At 64.3% G+C, this 21,102-nt stretch carries 18 protein-coding genes; 8 read left to right on the top strand and 10 right to left on the bottom strand.

Annotation, left to right across the window (positions count from 1 at the left end):
- Positions 1–8: 8 nt before the first annotated feature.
- The 5 genes from H618_RS0117105 to H618_RS0117125 all read right to left on the bottom strand — a co-directional run bounded on the left by H618_RS0117105 (position 9) and on the right by H618_RS0117125 (position 6,505).
- Complete coding sequence (locus tag H618_RS0117105) at positions 9–2,480, bottom strand: TonB-dependent siderophore receptor (protein ID WP_028696226.1); 2,472 nt, start codon at positions 2,478–2,480, stop codon at positions 9–11.
- Between the two features lie 93 nt (positions 2,481–2,573).
- A complete protein-coding gene (locus H618_RS0117110) occupies positions 2,574–3,536 on the bottom strand; it encodes a FecR domain-containing protein (RefSeq protein WP_028696227.1) in 963 nt (320 codons plus the stop codon).
- Complete coding sequence (locus tag H618_RS0117115; protein ID WP_028696228.1) at positions 3,529–4,044, bottom strand: sigma-70 family RNA polymerase sigma factor; 516 nt, start codon at positions 4,042–4,044, stop codon at positions 3,529–3,531. The genes H618_RS0117110 and H618_RS0117115 overlap by 8 nt, the downstream gene beginning before the upstream one ends.
- A 156-nt stretch (positions 4,045–4,200) precedes the next feature.
- Positions 4,201–5,439: a TIGR03862 family flavoprotein gene (locus tag H618_RS0117120; protein ID WP_028696229.1), complete on the bottom strand. Its 1,239-nt coding sequence runs from the start codon at positions 5,437–5,439 to the stop codon at positions 4,201–4,203.
- Between the two features lie 151 nt (positions 5,440–5,590).
- Positions 5,591–6,505, bottom strand: a complete 915-nt coding sequence (locus tag H618_RS0117125) for a histone deacetylase family protein (RefSeq protein ID WP_028696230.1) — start codon at positions 6,503–6,505, stop codon at positions 5,591–5,593.
- A gap of 127 nt (positions 6,506–6,632) precedes the next feature.
- Between H618_RS0117125 and H618_RS0117130 the strand changes: the two genes are divergently transcribed.
- The 6 genes from H618_RS0117130 (at position 6,633) to H618_RS0117155 (ending at position 11,865) form a co-directional block, all read left to right on the top strand.
- Complete coding sequence (locus tag H618_RS0117130; protein ID WP_028696231.1) at positions 6,633–7,202, top strand: GNAT family N-acetyltransferase; 570 nt, start codon at positions 6,633–6,635, stop codon at positions 7,200–7,202.
- A gap of 94 nt (positions 7,203–7,296) precedes the next feature.
- The gene (tesB, locus tag H618_RS0117135) at positions 7,297–8,166 is read left to right on the top strand and encodes an acyl-CoA thioesterase II (protein WP_028696232.1); all 870 of its coding nucleotides are present in this window, start codon (positions 7,297–7,299) and stop codon (positions 8,164–8,166) included.
- Positions 8,163–8,756 carry an HAD family hydrolase gene (locus tag H618_RS0117140; protein ID WP_028696233.1) on the top strand — a complete coding sequence of 198 codons (594 nt, stop codon included), beginning with the start codon at positions 8,163–8,165 and terminating at the stop codon, positions 8,754–8,756. Before tesB ends, H618_RS0117140 begins: the two co-directional genes overlap by 4 nt.
- Positions 8,757–8,936: 180 nt before the next feature.
- Complete coding sequence (locus H618_RS0117145; RefSeq protein ID WP_028696234.1) at positions 8,937–10,049, top strand: ABC transporter substrate-binding protein; 1,113 nt, start codon at positions 8,937–8,939, stop codon at positions 10,047–10,049.
- The gene (locus H618_RS0117150; protein ID WP_028696235.1) at positions 10,046–11,107 is read left to right on the top strand and encodes a FecCD family ABC transporter permease; all 1,062 of its coding nucleotides are present in this window, start codon (positions 10,046–10,048) and stop codon (positions 11,105–11,107) included. Before H618_RS0117145 ends, H618_RS0117150 begins: the two co-directional genes overlap by 4 nt.
- The gene (locus H618_RS0117155; RefSeq protein ID WP_028696236.1) at positions 11,104–11,865 is read left to right on the top strand and encodes an ABC transporter ATP-binding protein; all 762 of its coding nucleotides are present in this window, start codon (positions 11,104–11,106) and stop codon (positions 11,863–11,865) included. Before H618_RS0117150 ends, H618_RS0117155 begins: the two co-directional genes overlap by 4 nt.
- A gap of 63 nt (positions 11,866–11,928) precedes the next feature.
- On the opposite strand, the gene H618_RS0117160 is transcribed toward H618_RS0117155, so the two are convergent.
- Together H618_RS0117160 and H618_RS0117165 are read right to left on the bottom strand one after the other, a co-directional pair.
- Complete coding sequence (locus H618_RS0117160; RefSeq protein ID WP_028696237.1) at positions 11,929–12,588, bottom strand: hypothetical protein; 660 nt, start codon at positions 12,586–12,588, stop codon at positions 11,929–11,931.
- The gene (locus H618_RS0117165) at positions 12,585–14,051 is read right to left on the bottom strand and encodes a M48 family metallopeptidase (RefSeq protein ID WP_081673806.1); all 1,467 of its coding nucleotides are present in this window, start codon (positions 14,049–14,051) and stop codon (positions 12,585–12,587) included. Before H618_RS0117165 ends, H618_RS0117160 begins: the two co-directional genes overlap by 4 nt.
- A 377-nt stretch (positions 14,052–14,428) precedes the next feature.
- Here H618_RS0117165 and H618_RS0117170 point away from each other — a divergent pair, with 377 nt between their 5' ends.
- Positions 14,429–15,376, top strand: a complete 948-nt coding sequence (locus H618_RS0117170; protein WP_028696239.1) for a helix-turn-helix transcriptional regulator — start codon at positions 14,429–14,431, stop codon at positions 15,374–15,376.
- Here the strand turns inward: H618_RS0117170 and H618_RS21840 are convergent.
- Entirely contained in the window at positions 15,352–17,034 is a 1,683-nt protein-coding gene (locus H618_RS21840) for a phosphoethanolamine transferase (RefSeq protein WP_050577340.1), read from the bottom strand. The genes H618_RS0117170 and H618_RS21840 overlap by 25 nt on opposite strands.
- Before the next feature lie 310 nt (positions 17,035–17,344).
- On the opposite strand from H618_RS21840, the gene H618_RS21845 reads away from it, so the two are divergent.
- On the top strand, positions 17,345–18,094 hold the full coding sequence (locus H618_RS21845) for a phosphatase PAP2 family protein (RefSeq protein WP_033727748.1): 750 nt from the start codon (positions 17,345–17,347) through the stop codon (positions 18,092–18,094).
- A gap of 39 nt (positions 18,095–18,133) precedes the next feature.
- Here the strand turns inward: H618_RS21845 and H618_RS0117185 are convergent, their stop codons facing one another.
- Together H618_RS0117185 and H618_RS22890 are read right to left on the bottom strand one after the other, a co-directional pair.
- Entirely contained in the window at positions 18,134–19,081 is a 948-nt protein-coding gene (locus tag H618_RS0117185) for a hypothetical protein (protein WP_154660682.1), read from the bottom strand.
- Positions 19,078–21,102 (bottom strand): hypothetical protein (locus H618_RS22890; protein ID WP_028696241.1); only part of this gene is annotated, 2,025 nt, incomplete at its 5' end. The genes H618_RS22890 and H618_RS0117185, both read right to left, overlap by 4 nt.

Below are 21,102 nucleotides of genomic sequence, written 5' to 3' on the forward strand. Positions count from 1 at the left end.
GGCGCGAATCAGAACGCGCCGCGCAGGGTTAGCGAGACGTTGCGCGGATCACCCCAGTAGTAGCCGGTGGCGGTCGGTGCGACCTGGCGGTAGTACTTGCGATCGAAGATGTTGTTGGCGTTGAGCTGCACCGAATAATGATCGTCGAAGCGGTAGCTGAGCATGGCGTTGTACACCGCATAGCCCGACTGCGACGCCTCGGCCGCGCCTGCGCGGTTGTAGATGCTGCTCTGCGCCTGCACGCCGCCGCCAACGGTCCAGGCCTGCAGCTCGCCCGGCAGGCGGTAGCTGGTGAACAGCCGCAGCATGCGCTTGGGGTCGGTGGTGCGGATGGCATTGCCGGTGTTGCTGGTGGTGTCCTTCAAGTACTTGGTGGTGTTGTAGGTAAAGCCTCCGCCGACGTTCCAATCGGGCAGCACCTCGCCGGACACCTCCAGCTCGAAGCCCTGGCTGCGGTTCTTGCCGGCTGCGATCTTGCACGAATTGCTCGTCAGCCCAGAGGGGCAGTTGCCGTCGGTGAACGTCGGGTCAGTCAGTGGATTGCCGACCTGATAGATGCGGAAGAACGCCAGCGAGGTATTCAGCCGGCCCTCGTAGAACTCGCCCTTGATACCGGTCTCGTAGGCTTCGCCGGTAACCGGCTTGAGCACCGCGCCGCTGCTGTCGGTGGCGGTCTGCGGGTTGAAGATTTCCGTGTAGCTGGCGTAGGTGCTGAAGTTGTCATTGAGGTCGTAGATCAGCGCGGCGTAGGGCACCACCTCGTTGTCGACGCTGAATTTGCCATTGCTGTTGGTGTTGTTTTCCTGCTCGTACTCGTACCAGTTGGTGCGCGCGCCGATGATCGCGGTCAGCGGGTCGGCCAGGGAAATGCGCCAGGTGGCATGGGCGCCTTGCTGGGTGGTTCGCGTACGCACCGGGTGCTTGGTGACATCAATTTTCGGGTTGCCGAGGCTGGTCTTCGGGTCCCAGTCACGGATGTCGAACAGCCCCGACTGCACGTTGGCGGTCGCCGAGGCGTAGGAGTCGTTGCGGATGCGCTCGACCCCGAGCATCAGCTCATGGCTGCGACCGAGCAGCTCGAACGGGCCATTGAGGGTGGCGCTGAGGTTGTTCTGCAGGCTCTCGCCGCCATCACCCTCGACCACCTGGTAGCTCATCAGATAGGGGTTGTTGGTGGGGTTGTCCTCGCTGCGCGCACGGCTCATGTAAGTCTGCTTGAAACCATCATCGGCCAGCTCGAAATGGGTGCGCTGGGCCATCAGCTTGAGCGACCAGTCGTTGCCGAAGCGGTGCTCCAGCTCGGCGAAGGTTTGCAGGTTGCTGCGGTTCCAGCGGTTCCAGTCGGCGCCCAGGTAGGTGCTGCGGCCAAACGGCAGCGGCGAGCCATCGAAGTCGGCGGGCAGGTTGCCCCAGGCGCCGGTGGCGTCGAGCTTGGTCCACTCAAGGCCGGTGGTCAGGGTGGTGGCTTCGCTGAGGTCGAAGGCCAGCACGCCGTACAGCACTTCCTTGCGCTCCTTGCGCGATTCCTGGAAGTGTTCCTTGTCGTCATGCACGGCGATCATCCGTCCACGCACGTTGCCGGTTTCGGTCAGCGGCCCGGAGATGTCGGCCACATAGCGCTGCGAATCCCACGAGCCGAGGGTCACGCTGCCCTGACCCTGGAATTCGGCCGTCGGCCGCTTGCGCACCAGGTTGACGGTGCCGGATGGGTTGCCGGCGCCGCGCAGCATGCCGGTGGCGCCGCGCAGCACTTCGGCGCGGTCGATCAGCGCTGCGTCGCTCTGCACGAACGAGCCGCCGCCACTGCCCTGGGCCACGGTGGCGCCGTCGTACTGGATGGCATCGATGGCGTAGCCGCGCGAGTAGTACTGCACCCGCTCGCTGTCGAACAGGTTGACCACCACGCCGGGGGTCTGTTCGAGCAGCGAGGTGAGGTTGGTGATGTTCTGGTCGGCCATGCGCTGGCTGGTGACCACGGTCACCGATTGCGGGGTGCGGCGCAGGCTTTGCGGCATCTTGCCGATGGTCACCGCGCCGGTGGTGTACGAGCCGCTGTTCTCGGTGGTGATGCCCAGGTGGTTACTGGAAATGCTGGTAGCGCCCAGTTCCATGGCGCCGCCCAGGTCCAGCGTCGGCATCAGCACGAAGCTGTTGTCGCCCTGCTGCTGGGCCTGCATGTCGCTGCCCTGCAGCAGCACCGACAGGGCTTGGGCGCTGCTGTAGCGGCCCTGAACACCCTGGGTGCTTTTGCCTTGCAGGCTGGCGGCGTCGAACGAGAGGTTCAGCCCGCCTTGCCGCGCCAGTTGATCCAGCGCCGGGGCCAGTGGGCCGGCGGTGATACGCCAGTCGCGTTGTTGCGCCTGGCTGGCTTCGGCGGCCTGGGCCAGGCTGGACACGCCACAGGCGCCGGCCAGGCTGAGGCCGAACAGCGCCGCACGCACGGCGCTGCGCAGGCGATGGGAAGGGGCAAGGTGAATCATGAAACGCTCCTGAAGGTTAAGACCACTTTTCGGGCTTTGTTCCTTCAGGCCGCACGAGAATGAGATTCCACCTCATTTATTTTCACGTTTTTTTCACACCGCTTCGAGATTGACCCAATAGCGCGTGCGGTAATGCACCTGCACCGGCAGGTTGCGGGCGAGCAGGCGCAGGATCTGCTCGGTGTCGGCCAGCTGGAAGGTGCCGGACACCTTCAGCTCGGCGACCTGCTCGGCGCAGCGCAGAAAGCCCGGCCGGTAGCGCGACAGCTCGGCGCAGAAGGCCGCCAGAGGCATCTTCTGCACGCTGAGTACGCCATCGGTCCAGCCCCAGGGATCGACGTGCAGGTGGGCGGCCTGCAACTGCCCGGCGGCGTCCAGTTGCAGCACCTCGCCGGGCGCGATGCGCCGCGATTGGCCGGCAGCGCCATTCAGTGTCACCTCGCCGCGCTTGACCGCCAGCAGCAGGCCGGCGCCCTGTTCGCGCAGCAGCAGTTGGCCGCCCTGGGTGGTCAGTTGCGCCACACGAGTGTCGATGAGGAAAGGGCGCCGATCGTCACCGTTGCTGTCGAGGCTGACCTCGCCCTGCAGCAGGGTCAGCCGGCGCAGGTCGTGGCTGAAGCGCAGGTCGATGGCGCTGGCGGTGTTGAGCTGGATACGGCTGCCGTCGCGGCCACGCACGTCGCGCCGCTCGCCGGTGGCGGTGCGGCTGTCGGCCAGCCAGCGCTCCAGGCCCAGCGGCTCGCGGTTGATCCAGCCCAGGCCGCCGGCCATGGCCAGCACGCCGAGCAGCTTGAGCTGGTCGCGCCGGCTGATGCGTTGGCGCTGGCTGCTCTCAAGGGTATTGCGGCTCAGCTCGCTGGGCAGGCTGGCCAGTTCATCGCCCAGGTTGCTGACCCGCTGCCAGGCCAGGGCGTTGTGCGGATGGCTGCTGAGCCAGTGCTGGAACTGTCGTTCGGTGCCGGGGCTGGGGCGGTCGTAGCGCAGCCGCACCAGCCACTCGATGGCCTGGTCGACCTGTTCCTGGGCAAGGCTGCTGGTGGCGTCGCGCTCACGCATCGGCGTAGCGAATCCGGTAGCAGGCGCCCAGCGCCCGGGCCAGATCGCGCTCGACCGTGGCGCGCGACACCTCCAGGCGTTCGGCGACCTGAACGATGCTCAGGCCCTCCAGCTGCGCCAGCAAGAACGCCTGCCGCGCCCGGGGCTTGAGCTGATGCAGGGCGCGGTCGAGGCGTTCCAGGGTGTCGAGAATCAGTAGCCGTTGCTCTTCGCTCGGCGCTTCCAGCTCGGGCAGATGCGCCAGGCTGTCGGCGTACGCCCGTTCCAGGGCGCGGCGGCGCAACTGGTCGATCATCAGGCCCCGGGCGATGCTGCTCAGATAGGCCCGCGGCTGTTTCAGCGGGGCGCTCTGGCGGGCCCGCAGCAGGCGCACGAAGGTGTCCTGGGCGAGATCGGCCGCATGCTCGCGGCAACCGACCCGGGCCCTTAACCAGCCGCGCAGCCAGGCGTTATGCGCCTGGTAGAGCAGATCGACCTCGGCGGGTGGCAGTGGGTGATTGACCTGCATGGTGATGGCGGCCTGCGCTGGAATGGAGGAATGATTGTTAATCGTTCTCAATTCTATGCGGGCCGATTGCCACGGAGCAATGCCACCCGGGGTATTTGTCCGGTTGCCGGCTGGCCTGATCGGATGAACGGCGACCGCGCAGAGCCGGACGGCGACTCAATCCTGTTGCGCGAGCCAGTGCGCTGCGGCCCGTCCGGCGCGCACGCCGCTGGCAAAGCAGGCGGTCAGCAGGTAGCCGCCGGTCGGCGCCTCCCAGTCGAGCATCTCGCCTGCGCAGAACACGCCGGGCACGGCCTTGAGCATCAGGCCGGGGTCGAGCGCTTCGAAGCGCACGCCACCGGCGCTGCTGATCGCCTCGTCCAGCGGGCGGGTGCGCAGCAGGCGAATCTCCAGAGCCTTGATCGCTTCGGCCAGACGCGGCAGGTCGTTGAACAGCGCAGGTTCGGCCAACTCGCGCAGCAGCCCCGCCTTGACCCCTTCCAGCCCCAACTGCGCCTGCAAGTGCTTGGCCATCGAACGCGACCCGCGCGGGCGGGCCAAGGCTTTACGGATGCTTTCCACGGATTTGTCCGGCAGTAGATCGAGGCGCAGCACGGCACTGCCGTCGCGCTCGATCGCCTGGCGCAGTGGCGCCGACCAGGCGTACACCAGGCTGCCTTCCACGCCTTGCGCGGTGAGGATGAACTCACCCTTGCGCGGCGCTGCGCCGGGCACGCTGAGGGCGATGTTCTTTACCGGTGCACCAGCATGTTTGGCGCTCAGCACTTCACTCCAGCCGGCCACCTCGAAGCCACAGTTGCTCGGCCTGAGCGGCGAGATATCCACAGCCCGCGCTTGCAGCAGCGGCACCCAGGCACCATCCGAGCCCAGCCGCGCCCAGCTGGCGCCGCCCAGGGCCAGCACCACTGCCCGCGCAGCTATCTGCTGCTCGCCCTGTGCACCACTGAACCGCAAACGGCCATCGGCAGCCCAGCCCAGCCAGCGCTGGCGGGTGTGGATAACCACCCCGGCCTCGCGCAGGCGCTTGAGCCAGGCGCGCAGCAGCGGGGCGGCTTTCATGTCGCTGGGGAACACTCGCCCGGAGCTGCCGACGAAGGTATCGATGCCCAGCGCGTGAATCCATTGGCGCAAGGCATCGGCATCGAAGTCGCGCAGCAACGCATCGATGGCCGTACTGCGCTCGGCATAGCGCGCAACGAACGCCGCATAAGCCTCGGAATGGGTGATGTTCATGCCGCCGACACCGGCCAGAAGGAACTTGCGCCCGACCGAAGGCATGCCATCGAACACCTGCACGGGCACACCGGCGTTCGCCAGCACCTCGGCAGCCATCAGCCCGGCGGGGCCAGCGCCGATCACGACAACGGGGAGTGCAGCGGGCAAGGAATCGGTCATGACGGGCGGTGGGCTGTGGAAAAGAGGGCGCGCATTCTACCCCAGGCATGCCTTCGACGACACTGTACAAAAAACGTACATCTCGCCGCAGGCCTTGTGCGGCAAGGGCTGGAAGGGGTTTCGCGCAGGTTATCCACAGTCGGTTCCACAGTCATTGTGGGTAACCGAGCACCCGCGCTGCGCTGTGGTGAAGAATTCCGTGACGCTTGGCCAGGGCCTGCCGGTCCTTGCTGTAGCCACCGCCGATCACCCCCATCACCGGGATGTCGCGGCCCAGGCAGTGGCGCAGCACCGCTTCATCCCGTGCTGCCAGCCCGGCATCGCTCAGTTGCAGGTAGCCCAGCGCATCGTCCCGGTGTACGTCGACGCCGGCGTCGTACAGCACCAGATCAGGCTGATACAGCGGCAACAGGTAATTCAGCGCTTCGTCGACCACTTGCAGGTAGTCGCTATCGCCCATGCCGCGGGGCAGGGCGATGTCCCAGTCGCTGTCGGCCTTGCGTGCCGGGAAGTTCTGCTGGCAGTGCAGCGACACGGTGATGGCATCCGGGGTGTCGTGAAGCATACGCGCGGTGCCATCGCCCTGGTGCACGTCACAGTCGAAGATCAGCACCCGCTGTACCCGCCCTGCGGCCAGCAGGTAATGGCTGATGACGGCCAGGTCATTGAAGATGCAGAAACCTGCCGGGTAGTCGTAGTGGGCGTGGTGGGTGCCGCCGGCCAGGTGGCAGGCGATGCCGTGCTGCAAGGCCTGCTCGGCGGTCAGCAGCGAGCCGCCGACGGCGCGCACCGTGCGTCGCGCCAGCGCCTCGCTCCATGGCAGGCCGAGGCGGCGCTGATCCTCGCGTGACAGCTCGCCGTGAATGTAACGCTCGATGTAGCTGCGGTCGTGGGCCAGGGCGAGGATATCCACAGGGCACAGTTCCGGGCGCAGCAAGGCCTGGTCGCAGGTCAGGCCGCTGTCGACAAGGTGATCGCGCAGCAGGCGAAACTTGTCCATCGGGAAACGGTGGTCGGCGGGGAATGGCGGGCTGTAGTCGTCGTGGTAGATCAGCGGCAGCGGCATGGTCGGCTCGAGTGGCGGTCAGCGCTGATCTTGCCAGCCGTGCAGGGTCACGACCAGTCGCACGCCGGCGCCGAGCGCAGGTCTTACCCGTTAGACTGCTCGCCTGTCAGCCGTGCCGGAGCCTGCCATGACCCTGATCGCCACCCTCGAAAGCCCGCGCCTGATCCTGCGCCAGTGGCACGACGATGACCTCGCCGAGTTCGCTGCGCTGTGCGCCGACCCGCAGGTGATGCGGCATTTTCCGGCGGCGTTGACGCGGCTGGAGACGGCGGCGCTGATGGGGCGTATACGTGGCCACTTCAATGAATACGGTTTCGGCCTGTGGGCGCTGGAGCGCAAGGATACCGGCGCCTTCATCGGCATGACCGGGCTGCTCAACGTGAGCTTCGATGCGCCATTCACCCCCGCGGTGGAAATCGGCTGGCGTCTGGCGCGTCGGCACTGGGGCCTGGGCTTTGCCAGCGAAGCGGCCTGGGCCTGCCTGCGCTGCGCCTTCAGCCAGTTGCAGTTGAACGAGGTGGTGGCGTTCACCAGCGAGGGCAACCTGGCGTCGCAGAAGGTCATGCAGGCCATCGGCATGCAGCACGATCCGGACGGCAGTTTCGATCATCCGCGCCTGCCCGCGGAGCATCCCCTGCGCCCTCACGTGCTGTACCGCATCGACCGGGCGCAGTGGCAGCAGACCTTGCACGGCTGAGGGATTTGGCGACAAACCCTGTATGATCTTTCCCCATTAAAACGCCGTGGCCTGAACCACCGCAGTGCGCCAAAGCCTTGCTAGGAGAACCCTGATGAGTGAAGTGCTGGACGACCTGGTCGACCTGTTGAGCCTCGAAGCGATCGAAGAAAACCTGTTCCGCGGGCGCAGCCAGGACCTGGGTTTTCGCCAGTTGTATGGCGGTCAGGTGCTCGGCCAGTCGCTCTCGGCGGCCAGCCAGACGGTCGAGGACGCCCGCCACGTGCACTCGCTGCACGGCTATTTCCTGCGCCCGGGCGATGCCAGCATGCCGGTGGTCTACTCGGTGGATCGGGTGCGTGACGGCGGCAGCTTCAGCACCCGGCGGGTGACGGCGATCCAGAAGGGCCAGCCGATCTTCACCTGTAGCGCGTCGTTCCAGTACGACGAAGAAGGCTTCCTGCATCAGGCGCCGATGCCTGAGGTGGTCGGCCCGGAAAACCTGGCCAGCGAAGTGGAACTGGCCAGTGTCATGGCCGCGCACCTGCCCGAGCGTCTACGGGAAAAGGTGCTGCGCCCCAAGCCCATCGAAATCCGCCCGGTGACCGAGCGCGACCCGTTCAACCCCAAGCCTGGCGATCCGATCAAGTACGTGTGGTTCCGCGCCGACGGCATGCTGCCTGACCTGCCTGCGCTGCATAAATACCTGCTGGCCTACGCCTCGGACTTCGGCCTGCTGACCACCTCGCTGCTGCCCCACGGCAAATCGGTGTGGCAGAACGATATGCAGATCGCCAGCCTCGACCACTCGCTGTGGTTCCACGCCAACCTGCGCGCCGACGAGTGGCTGCTGTACGCCACCGACAGCCCCTGGGCGGGCAATGCCCGCGGCTTCAACCGCGGCAGCATCTACAATCGCGCGGGCCAACTGGTCGCCTCGTCCAGCCAGGAAGGGCTCATCCGCCATCGCAAGGACTGGGCATGAAGCTCGCACAGATTCGTCATTGGGTGTTCGACATGGACGGCACCCTGACCGTGGCGGTGCACGATTTCGCCGCCATCCGCGTGGCCCTCGACATCCCCGCGCAGGACGACATCCTCAGCCATCTGGCCGCGCTGCCCGCTGAGGAAGCCGCAGCGAAGCATGCCTGGCTGCTGGAGCACGAGCGCGACCTGGCGCTCGGCTCGCGGCCGGCGCCGGGTGCCGTGGCGCTGGTGCGTGAGCTGGCCGGGCGCGGTTGCCGGCTGGCGATCCTCACCCGCAATGCGCGCGAACTGGCCCATGTCACCTTGCAGGCGATCGGCATTGCCGACTGTTTCGAGCACGAGCACGTGCTGGGGCGCGACGACGCCGAGCCCAAGCCGAGCCCAGAGGGCCTGCTGAAGATCGCCCAGGCCTGGTCGGTGGCGCCCAGCGAGATGGTCATGGTCGGCGACTACCTCAACGACCTCGACTGTGGCCGCGCAGCGGGTGCGCGCACTGTGCTGGTCAACCTGCCCGACAATCCATGGCCGCAGTTGACCGACTGGCATGCCGCCGATTGCCGCGCCTTGCAGGCGCTGCTGAGCGAGTAGGCCAGCACCGGGGTCGATGTAACAGCATGTAACGGTTCTGCCGACCATGGCAGACCATTACATTTGCGCACTGCGGTCGAGGCCGTCAGGTCATTACAATTGCGCCGCTCGAATGCGATTCATTCGCTACAGCGCCGACCTTTCTGAGCGGCGCTCACCGACCCGTCTGGAGCTGCGCTGATGAACCTCTTTCCCGCCTGGCGGCGTCTGCTGCCGCTGTTCGCTATTGTCTGCTGCTGGCTCGGCCTGGCACTGCCCGCCAGTGCAGTGCAGGTCACCGATGTGCTCGGCCGCACCGTGAGCCTCGACAAAGCGCCACAACGCATCGTGCTCGGCGAAGGTCGGCTGTTCTTCGCCCTGGCCCTGCTCGACCGTGACAACCCGTTCCAACGCGTGGTCGGCTGGCAGAACGACATGCGCCTGCTCGACCCGCACACCTACGAGGTGTATGCCAAGCAGTACCCACAGATCGCCAAGCTGCCGCTGATCGGCCAGGCCTCGGAGCAGAGCGTCAGCGCCGAGCAGATCCTTTCCCTCAAGCCTGATCTGGCGATCTTCAGCATCTCGGGCGAAGGCCCGACCCAGCACAGCCCGGTCGCCGACCTGCTGGCCAAGGCCGGGGTGCCGGTGCTGTTCATCGATTTTCGTGTGCACCCGATTCGCAACACCCGGGTCAGCCTGGAAGCGCTGGGCAGCCTGCTCGAGCGCAAACCGCAGGCCGATGAATTCCTCAGCCTCTACGACCGCCACCTCAAGCAGATCACCGACCGCGTTGCCGGCATCAAGGACAGCGAGCGGCCGAAGGTCTTCCTCGAACTGCTGCCGGGAGTCTGGCAGGCGCCGGGGCACACCACCGGCAAGAGCGGCCTGGGCAGTGTCGTGACCGCCGTGGGTGGGCATAACATCGCCGCCGACGTGGTACCTGGTGCCCTGGGCGATGTCAGTGTCGAGTACGTGCTCGAGCGTGACCCGGATGTGTACATCGCCACCGGCAACCGCGCCCCGGGCGTATTGCTCGGCGCCGGGGTCAGCGAACAGACCGCCCGCGACAGCCTGGCGCGCATCACCGCACGCCCGGAATTCGCGCCGCTGCGGCCGATTCAGCAAGGCCAGGCCCATGCCCTGTGGCACGACTTCTACAACTCGCCGTTCAATATCCTGGCCATCGAAGCCATGGCCGGCTGGATTCACCCGGAGCTGTTCAAGGACATCGATCCCAAGGCGACCCAGGCCCAGATCAACCAACTGCTCAACGTTGACCTCGACGGCCAGTACTGGATCGACGCGAAATGACCCAAGCGTTGTCCGCAGATGCCGCCCAGGCGGCCAGCCGCTATCGCCGCCTGTTGTGGCGGCGCACCTGGCTGGTGCTGGGCTTGGCAGTGTTGCTGGTGCTGGCGGTGCTTGGCGATCTGGCCAGCGGTGCCTCGGGCATGGGCCTGGGGCAGTTGCTGCATGGCGTGTTCGACCCCGGCAGCCTGAGCGCCACCGAGCGGGTGATCATCTGGAACGTGCGCCTGCCCTATGCGCTGATGGCGGTGCTGGTAGGCGCCGCACTGTCGCTGGCCGGGGCCGAGATGCAGGCGATTCTCGACAACCCCCTGGCCAGCCCGTTCACCCTCGGCGTGTCGTCCTCGGCAGCGCTGGGCGCTTCGCTGGCGATTGCCTATCCACTGGGCGTGGCCTGGCTGGCACCGAGCCTTCAGGTAACGCTGATGGCGTTCATCTTCGCGTGCTTGTCGGTGCTGCTGTTGCAATTCATGGCGCGTTTGCGCGGCGCCGGGGTGCAGAGCCTGGTGCTGTTCGGCATCGCCCTGGTGTTCAGCTGCAACGCGCTGGTGTCGTTGCTGCAATTGCTGGCGACCGAAGATGTGCTGCAGCAACTGGTGTTCTGGACCATGGGCAGCCTGGCCCGCGCAGACTGGAACAAGCTCGGCATGCTGGCCGTGGTGCTGCTGCTGGTGACGCCGTTTTCCCTGCGCGCAGCCCCGGCGATGACCTTGCTGCGCATGGGCGAGGACCGCGCTCGCAGCTTTGGCGTCGACACTCGGCGTCTGCGCCATGCCTCGTTGCTGCGCATCAGCCTGCTGTCGGCGACGGCGGTGGCGTTCGTCGGCACCATCGGCTTCATTGGCCTGGTCGGGCCGCATATCGCGCGCATGCTGGTGGGCGAGGATCAACGCTTCCTGCTGCCGGCCAGCGCCCTGGTCGGCGCGCTGTTGCTGGCGCTGTCATCGATTGCCAGCAAGCTGATCATGCCGGGGGTGATCGTGCCGGTCGGCATCGTCACCGCGCTGGTCGGGGTGCCGGTGTTCGTCGCCCTGGTGTTCCGCCGCGGGAGAAACCTGTGAGTTTGTCGATCGAACGACTGTCAGTGGCCTATGGCGCGCGCAAGGTACTGAACGACCTCAGCCTGCCGGCCCTGCCCAGCGGCAGCCTGGTGGCCCTGGTCGGCCCCAATGGCGCCGGCAAGTCCACCTTGCTGCGGGCGCTGGCGGGCCTGGAGCCGATGCAGGGCCGGCTCAGCCTCGAGGGCCAGGATGTCGCCCGTCTGGCCTTCGCCGAGCGCGCCCGGCGCCTGAGCTACATGCCCCAGCAACTACCGCCGGGCATCGCCTTGGGTGTGCTGGAAAGCATCATCGCCGGGCTGCGCGTCAGCGGCGCTGAACAGCCTGCGGCGCTGGCCTTCGAGGCGCTGCGCCAGCTGGGTATCGAGCACCTGGCCGAGCAGATGCTCAACAGCCTCTCGGGCGGGCAGAAACAGTTGGTGGCGTTGGCCCAGTTGCTGGCGCGCAACCCGCAGGTGCTGCTGCTCGACGAACCCACCAGTGCCCTGGACCTGCATTACCAGTTGCGGGTGATGGACGCAGTGCGCGAGCGCGTGCATGGGCAGCGCCTGCTGGCCATTGCCGTGCTGCACGACATCAACCTGGCCGCCAGCCACGCCGATATTCTGGTGATGCTCAGCCAGGGCCGCATCGTCGCCTGCGGCACCCCGCACGAGGTGTTGCAGCCTGAGCTATTGGCTGAAGTGTATGGCGTCGAAGCGCGCGTGGAGCGCTGCTCGCGGCAACGCTTGCAGGTGCTGGTGGACCGCGCGTTGCCCTGAGGCTGAAAGGGAATAGGCGCCGCTGCGCGAGGTGTGCGGCGGCGCCCGGTGTAACCGGCCAGCCTAGCCCCGCTGCAGGGCATCGAGCTGTTGCTGGGCATGGGCGGCCATGCGGTAGCCGTCGATGATTTCGGCGATTTCATCGATGCTCAGCTTGCGCCCATCTCGCATCAGGCCTGGGGAGTGAATGCGCACCTGTGCAAAGGGCTTGGCCAGCGCCATGCCCTGGGCGCCCATCAGCTTGCCGCAGTGGCGGTGCTTGGGCAGTGGCGCGCCGGGGCGCAAGGTGAAGCGTTGCAGGGTGACGATGCCTTCGTCCTTGACCAGCACCTCGGTGACGTCCAGCAGGTCGACCGGTGCATCCAGGGTATCGACGATCAACTGCCGGCGGTTCAAGCGCATGAACACGTGGCTGCCGGCATTGCGGTGCTGCCAGGCGGTGACGATGAACAGCAGCACCATCAATGCCGTGAAGACGATGGCACCGGTCTTGCCGGAGTTGATCGCGATGCCCAGCAGCGCCACCGACACGACCGCGAACAGCGGCGCGAGAATCTTGAAGCGCTTGCTCTCGGTGAACTCGCTCTGCTCGGGCACGCGCTCGATCACCGCCTTGAGTTCTGCGACCGCACGCTGTTGGTCGGCCTGGCGCGCCTGGCCATATTCGGCGCTGAGGTCATCGGCAAGATGGGCCAACGGATCAGGATTTTGTGGGTTGCTCATATGAAGGTTTCCTTGGAGGTATTCGCGGCGGTTGTCGGCGTGGCCTGGGTAAGCTGGGCGAACCATTGCCGGTCGTCGTCGCTGGGGCGCCGGGTGGCGGCCGCCAGCAGCGGCGCGTCGAGGGCGACGCCCAGCTGTTGCAGGCGCAGTGCGGTGGACGGATGAGTATCGAAAGGGTGGCCGATGGCATGCTCGAGCTGCTCGCCACCCAGCTGCAGAACGCTGTTTTGCAGGCGCTGCGACAGGGCCTGGATCAGGTTGCCGGCAGGGCGCTCACGCAGCACCTGGTCGATTTCGCGGTCGAGGGCGATCACGCGCAGCAGGGCCTGGCAGAACAGCCGCTCACCGGCCACTGCGGCGCCACTGCGGTCGGCCAGCAGCTCCTGCTGGCGGCCCCAGTGATGCACCGCCAGCTGAAAGTGGTGGAGGAAGTGCGCGGCCATCCAGATCGCCGGGCGCTCGATCCACGCAGGTTCGGCATCCGCGCCGCTGATCAGCGCAAAGTGCGTGCACATCAGGCTGAAGCGCGCGCTGATTTCGCTGCCGCGCTCGGTGTCGCGGTTACTGAAGTGGCCCAGTTCGTGGCCGATGATCGCCGCGCTTTCCGCCTGGCTGAGGCTCGACAGGTAGGTCAGCGGCAGGTAGAGCGTGCGTCCGCTGAGTTCATGCTGCGACGGTTGCAGGGCCACCGGCACGCTGGTGACGAAGAACGATTGATCGACGCCGACGACGATGTGATCGGGCGCCGGAGCGTTCAGGGCTTGCGCCAGTTGCTCGATCCACGCCCACAACTGCGGCGCCTCGTTGCGACCAAGGGCGCGGCCGAGAAAGGCCGAGGAGGGCGCCTGCATGGCGTGCCACTGGCTGCGCAGGCGCTCGATCAGCAGCAAGCCCAGATAAATCACACCCGCCAGCGGCAGCGCCAGCAGCAGCAGGGTCCAGCCGCCGGCCTTGAGGTGGCTCCAGCCCCAGCTCAGTTCATACAGCAGTACCATCGTCAGCGCAGCGACCAGCAGGCAGGTGTAGGCCACCAGCCAACGCCCGAGTGCGTGCCAGCTGCGGCTCAGATGCTGGTACAGGAAGGTCTGGGATTTCAGCGCGCGCCAGGCGTCCAGGCGCAGCTTGAGCCAGCCGGCAGGCCCGGCCAGCAGCGCGGCCAGGGCCAACCAGAAACCCAGCGCGGCCAGTGCCTGACGCAGGCGCAACCAGCCGCGGTCGGCATCGGCCTGCTCGACCTGAAACTGGAAGCGGTCAGCCCGACCGACGCTGCTGGCCTGGACGCGTTCCTGGTACGACAACTGCTCGAGCAACCCATCGCTGGGGTTGGCCAGCCATTGCCGCATCACCTGCGCCTCATCCAGCACGCTGCTGGCGCGCCAGCCTTGCAGGCTGGTCCAGGCCATCAGCGCCAAGGGCAGCAGCACGACCGTCAGCGGCCAGATCAGGCGACGCAGACGTTGCATGCGCAAGCCCTCCGCGTCGGCGCCGGGCGTACACGACACAGCGCAGGCTCAGTTGGGTTTTCCGGGGTGGGTAGGTGAAATTTCGCAAGGCCAGCGCGGTCTACTGGCTTCGGCCGCACACACGGCCAATGGCCGTGGCGTACAGCGATACCTGCCACAGCCGGTGGCATCTGCGGTGCGGCCACCCGTTCATGCTGCAGCTGCATGTTGATGTTCCTTGTGAGTCCAAGGCTGCCATTGAAGGCAACCCCAGGCGATCTGCCAAGCGCCGGGGCCGCTGCCCACAACAAACAGCTCGAAACTCACAATCACCGATGAACCCGCTGTGACGGCGTTAACACCGCTTCGCCGTACAGCAGCCGTGGATACGCTTGCCGATGAAACGCTGGAACCCCTACCTGGACACGCATTTCGTGTTTGACCACGCTGCCGCCATTGCCGAGGCCGGTGTCCTCGATGACAGCGCGCAGCAGGTGGTGGGCAGCGCCATCGGTCACTACCGCGCGCGGACCGTGCGCCCGCACCTGCAGTATTTCGACTGCAACCTGCAATTCCCCGAGCCGCTGCGCATCGACAAGGTCCTGCCGGGCAGCCTGTGCATCGTGCATGTGCTCGACGGCCAGTGGCAGCACCGCGTCGATGGCCATCTCAACCAGTACACCTTGGGCGGCACCCACGGGCTTGGCTTGAGCGAGAGCATGGAGGCGGTGGATCAGTTACCCGGAGGCAGCCATGTGCGCATGGCCGGGCTACGCATTGCCGGGGATTTCCTGCGCGAGCTGGCCGAGGAAGACCCGGCGCTGCAACCGCTGCTCGGCCTGCTCGACGATGGCATGCAGTTTTCTGCCTTCAACCGCTGCCGTGCCCTGGGCAGCCTGCTCGAGCGGCTCTATCACTCACCCTACGTCGGCGCGCTGGAGCGGCTCAACCAAGAGAGCCTGAGCCTGGCCGTGCTGGTGGAGCTGGCCAGCCACCTCAACGGCAAGCCGGCGCAGGTGGCCGCCGCACCTCGCGGACAGCGCGATATCGCCCATGAGGCGCGCCGAGTGCTCGACGCCAACCTCATCGACCCACCCGGCAGCGTCGCCCTGGCGCGTCAGCTAGAGGTGGGCGAAACCACTCTGCGGCGTGCCTTCAGCAGCATTTACGGTCAATCGATGTTGCAGTACCTGCGCCAGCAGCGCATGGAACTGGCGCGCACGCTGTTGCGCCAGGGCCGCTGGCAGGTGGCGCAGGTGGCCTTCCGCTTGGGCTATGCCAACCCGGCCAACTTCAACCATGCCTACAAGGCGCATTTCGGTCACCCGCCTGGCGCCGAGCGCTGAGCCGCATCGGTGCTGACCGCCACTGTCTTGCCCGGCAGGCTGCCGGCGACCTGGCTGCGTCGGCAACTGGCGAACAGGTCGAGGTTGGCTTTGTAGGCGTGGGTCTGCACGCCGAGCAGGCCGAGCATCGAGTGGAACAGGTTGTCCTGGCTCAGCGCTGCGTCGCGCTGACCTTGCAGGCAGGTGCTGTCGATGCCGGTCGAGCGCTGATAGGCGGTCGACAGCCACACCAGCAGCGGCACATGTTTTTGCTGCTCGGGCGCGAGCATGTACGGCGTGCCGTGCAGGAACAGGTTGTACTCGCCCAGCGATTCACCGTGGTCAGAGAGGTAGATCATCGCTGTGTCGACACGGTCCTGATTGCTGCGCAGGGTCTCGATCAACTGCGCCAGCACATGGTCGGTGTACAGCAGGGTGTTGTCGTAGGCATTGACGATGCTGTCGCGGCTGCACTGGTCCAGCGCATTGCTCTTGCACACCGGGGTGAAGCGCTCGAAGGCGGCGGGGTAGCGTTTGTAGTATTCCGGGCCATGACTGCCCATTTGGTGCAGCACCAGTACGGTGTCCTGGTCGAGGTTATCGATCATCGTCTGCAGCCCCTGCAGCAGGATTTCGTCACGGCACTCGTGGTCGGCGCACAGTTCGCTGTCGCTCGCATTGCTGAGGTTCTCGACCGTCACGCGGGCGCAGGTACCTTTGCAGCCCGACTGGTTGTCGCGCCAGATGACATTCAGCCCTGCGCGCTTGAGCACATCGAGCAAGCCTTCGCGGTTGCTCGCCGCCGCCGCGCTGTAGCCGGCGCGGCCCAGGTTGGAAAACATGCACGGTACCGAGACGGCGGTTTCAGTGCCGCAGGAGTGCATGTCGGTGAACGCCACCAGGCCCTGCTGTTTGCTCAGCTCAGGATTGGTATCGCGCGGGTAGCCCAGCAGGCTGAAGTTGTCGGCACGCGCGCTTTCGCCGACCACCAGTACGGTCAGCGATTTGCGTGACTGAGCGCCGGCGGGTTTTATCCGTATGGCATCTTCGGCAATCGGCGTGAACGGCGCTTGTGCACTGACCCATTGTTCGCGCAGGTAATTGATCGAGGCGCCGATATAGTTGCTCGGGACAATCATCAAACGAAGTTCGTGATGATTGCGCAGCATCGACGACAAGCCTTGATAGTTGATCAGACCGGCGCCGCCGATCAGCGCAGCGCAGCCCACCGTCATCAACAGTTTGGCAAACAGGTTGGGCAATACCGGGCGGTAATCGATGGGCGTTCGCCACAATAACAGCGACGGCACTAATCCTAATAGTGCGATATACAGAAAGAGTTTCCCTGAGAGCAGGTCGCGCACTTCGGTGGCATTGGTTTCGGCGGTGTTACGCAGCATGCCCGTGTCGATCAGGATGCCGTAACGGTTCATGAAATAGGCCACGCCCGCGCTGATCATGAACAGCGCGATCAGCACCGGCTTGAACACTCTGGGCACTGTCAGCCAGGTGAGAATGGCGCTGAACACGCCAAACAGCATGAGGATGAACGCCAGGGCAGGTTGCCAGCTGGCGATGCGATCAAGGTGTTGCCAAAGGGGCACGTTGTAGGCGGCCAGCAGAAACGCACTGGCAGCGACCGCCACAACTTCGGGACGCACAGGTTTCAAGGTCAGCATGATGATCTTTGACGAAAAGTGGAAAGGCAGGGGCATAAGCCGTTCTTGGATGCGCAGACTCTAGGCCGTGATTCATCAAGTTTTCGTGAAAGGGTTTCGCGCCAAGTGTAATTATTTGTAGGGAAATTATTAAAGTGTGTGAAGGCTGGATGAATGTTTATTTAGTTTGCCGTGCGCGCCGCTGTTCAACGATTTTTTTACAGGTCTTTCACTGTTTAGGAATGGTTTGCCCACTACTGTCGCGCGGCCATTCCACCGCTCGCACGACCTTGTGCTGGCCCCTCTACCTTTTATTTGCGGAGCTTCCGTCATGGCCATCGCGCCTTTTTCCAATCCCTCGCGGCCATTCGATTTTCGTCTGGCGCTGGGCGTGCCTTTGTTATTGATGGGCCTGATGCTGCTGTTCGACATGAGCTCCATCGATTTCCAGTTGGCGCATCTGTTCTACCAGCCCGGCGAGGGCTTCATCGGCCGTAACAGCTACTGGCTGGAAAACATCCTGCATGACCGCGTCAAACAGGCGGTCATCGTGCTGGCGGTGCTGCTGTTCGTAGCCTTCGTGGTCAGTTGCGTGTATGCACCGCTACGGCATTTGCGCAGGCCGTTGGGTTACGTGGTGCTGGCCTTGAGCCTGACCACCTCGGTGGTGACCCCGCTGAAGATCGCCACTGGCGTACATTGCCCCTGGAGCCTCAGCGAGTTCGGTGGCGTCGAGACCTACACGCCGTTGCTGGCCCATCGTGCAGAGGCCATCAAGCCCGGCCTGTGCTGGCCAGGTGGCCACGCGTCTACCGGGTTCTCCCTGCTGGCGCTGTTCTTCGCCCTGCGTGACCGCCGCCCAAAAACCGCCCGCGTCGCGCTGGCGCTGGCGCTCATCCTGGGCTCGGTGCTGTCCTTGGGGCGCATGGCCCAGGGCGCGCATTTCCTCTCGCACAACCTGTGGACACTGCTGATCGACTGGATGATTTGCGCGCTGTGCTACCGATGGCTGGTGTATCGACCGGGTAATCACGTGCCGATCCCTCAAGGGCCGCGCGGGGCCGTGCGTATTGCCGGCTGAATGCGAAGGTGCCGGGGGTTACGGCGGGCGGGGGTATGCTTATGAGTCGATACGCTTCCCGTTCACCCGTATTACCGGTTTGCGTTTTTCATGGAAGCCGCACAACGTGTCGATTTCTTTCGGAAACTTCGAATAGGGTACGTTGTACTGGATGAAGTTTTCGAAGCTGTCAGGGTAGGCGTTGATCAGCAGCCAACCGAGCCAGAGCGGAATCGTTATCGGCGCTTTGAGCAGGCCGTAGGGTTTTGCCAAAGTGCGACGCAGGCCGGTGTACCAGTCACGGTAGGGTTGCAGGGCTTCCGCTCGACGGCTTAGTCGAGGGGCAATGGGCGGGGGCTTGGGGAGTCTTTCGGGGCCGTGCTCCATGAAGGTTTGGAGATAGGAGAATAAGGACTTGGCTGAACGGTCGCCGTCGAATACACCAAGGTTTCCGCATGCGGCACAGATTTCGGTGGGCGGGTGCATGCTGTAATCCACGCCGATCAGGTACAGCGGATGCCGGGTGATCAAACCTGTTTGCGTGACGATGGGAATGTAGCCTGCCAGGACTTCGAGGTGATCCCAGTCGAGGGTGTGAAGGCGCGTTTGGCCGGGAAAAACGATGTAGACCTTGCGCGTTAACCGGTGGATGCGTATGTAGGCACCGCGAGTGCGGTGGGTGCCGCCGGCGAAGTAGAAGATGGCGGCCATCATAGGGAGCGTGGCCGCTGATAGGATGATCTTGATGGTTGTTTCTAATGTTAGTCGCTCTATGCCGTATATGTAAAATATGACTGGCAATAGAGCAATCGTAACTATTATAGAGATGGCAAGCGCCCCTGACGCACCGCGCTGATGCCAATTAGCATACGTTTCAAGTTCGACGGCTCTGCTGTTTATCCTTCGCACCCCATCCGGTTGCGCAGTTTCGCCAGTAGGCCAGTTCTTATATAGCCTGGTTCCGCCAAGGCGAAGACTCTTCGGCAGGCGTTTGATTTCTGGCTTCATAGAGGACCCACCAGGGGTTGCAGCATACCTGATTCGATTGGATCGACTAACCAGGTGCCCGCTTTGAAAATCAGGGGGTCAGGCGCGCAAAGTGGGGTCAACATCAGATGAGGCTGGTGTTGAGGATCAGGCAAATATACATATTCGAGTGTGACGTGGGCAAACTCGTGCATTTGGATCGACCAGCCACATTCCTCGGCAGTGAAGCCTAAAGGCGTAACCAAGCACTCCTGTTGGTAGTCGAGCGGGTTGGAACCGGCATATACGATCGGTCCATCGATACGCTCGAGTGTTCTGTTACCTCTATGGAAAGACAGTCGAGTTTGGAACCGATCCCCTGGAGCACCTTCTATTCCAGGGAGCCAGCAATGAATATACAAGGTGCCTGTTGGGTAATCGGATCGCTGTTCCCATTTCGCAATAATTCGAGGTCGGTAGTACAGCCCATATACGGCTTCCAGTTCCTTTGCATTACTATAGCGGCTGTAATCGATACCCCAGGCGCTGTGTTTAAGCCATATCTCGGCAGGGCCGTGCTTAGTGATGTCGACACCCATCGCGAATGCAATAGTCGCTGCAGTCGCTACGAATGCCACAACGGCCCATCCGGCTATGCCCAGTCCTAGGACGAGGACCATACCTGCGCCACCTAGCGCTTTGGCCGCAGCCACGCCGCCTCCCCAAGTTGCAATGGTCAGGACGCCTGCAGAAATTGCTGAGCCGAGAAACATGAGTCCCTGCGCGCGGTTGCTGTTGTCGAATGCTTGTATTGATTTCACTAGGTCTGCAACAGCCAGCAGGCCCGCTCCGAGAGCACCGAAAGTCGCAACACCGCGTTTAGCCGAGATGATTTTTGCGGTTTTAGCCAGCGTTTCATTTCCGCGCATGCCTGCGCTCACTGCAACCGCCCTTGCGCTGATCTCTACAGCGGTTCCTGTCAATGCAATTACAGCGCCCACAAAATGAATAACAGCAGAGACTGGTTCGTTATTAGAACTCAGCTCTCTAGAGGCATTCCCCATCCCCACAACCGCCAAATACCCCCCCAACCCCGTAAACAAATGCCCCGCCGGCTCCCGCATCCGTTTCACCGCATTCATGAACGGATTCCCCTCCAACTCCATCGCCCGTGGTGGTGGCAGCGCTGGTCGATTCTTGGGCGGACTGTCGATTTCGTGGTAGCTGGTCTCGCCAATCTTGACCCATTCATAGACGGGGATTCGGATGGTCAAGTCGAACTGGGTGACCTTCGGCGTCGGCACTTTCCAGCCTTGCGCTTTGGCGGACTCCAGGCTTTGGTGGCCCTGGAACTCATAGGCTGCGCGTTGCAGGTCTGCCAGGCTCATTTCGTACTGGACGAGGGTGACGTTGGCCCTGATCTCCATCACATGCCGCAAGCGTGGTATCAGCACGTCCGCGCGTTTGGCTGCGGGTATCGCTTGCAGCAGACCGATCAGGGCATTGGTGGCCGGGGTGATGGCATGTTCTTCCATGAAGGCGTCCAATACTTGGAAGGTGCTCTTGGCCAGCACCCCGGCGCTGTCGCGCAAGCGATCGAGGAGCAGGTCACTGCCATTGGCCAGCGCCAGCCAATAGGGGCTGCTGTCCACGGGCATATCGATCAGTTGGGCCAGCACGTGCGTGCCGCGCTGGGTGTGCACCAGGGCGCCGATACACTGGAAAACCGCCTGCTCATAGGCACGGGCCGTGGGGATGACGCGGGTATCGAAGCAGGACAGCGCCTTGCCCAGCAGCTTGACCGGATTCATCAGCACTACCCAGGCGATGACGTCGTTCACCGCCAGGGCGATGGTTTCGTCGAAGGCGTTGATGCGCTCGGCGTACTCGGCGGGAAATGCCATGGCGTCAGTGTATTTGACGAGCTTTTTCTGCCGGATCAGCGCATCGGCCCCCTCTTCGGAATACGCAGCCTGCTTGTGCATGGCCTCGAAGTAGTTGCTGATGAGCGTCGCGCTCTGCAATGCGTGGGCATTCTGGCCGGCATACTTCGTCTTGCGCTC

The sequence above is a fragment of the Pseudomonas cremoricolorata DSM 17059 = NBRC 16634 genome (genome assembly GCF_000425745.1).
GTDB classification, from domain to species: Bacteria; Pseudomonadota; Gammaproteobacteria; order Pseudomonadales; family Pseudomonadaceae; genus Aquipseudomonas; species Aquipseudomonas cremoricolorata.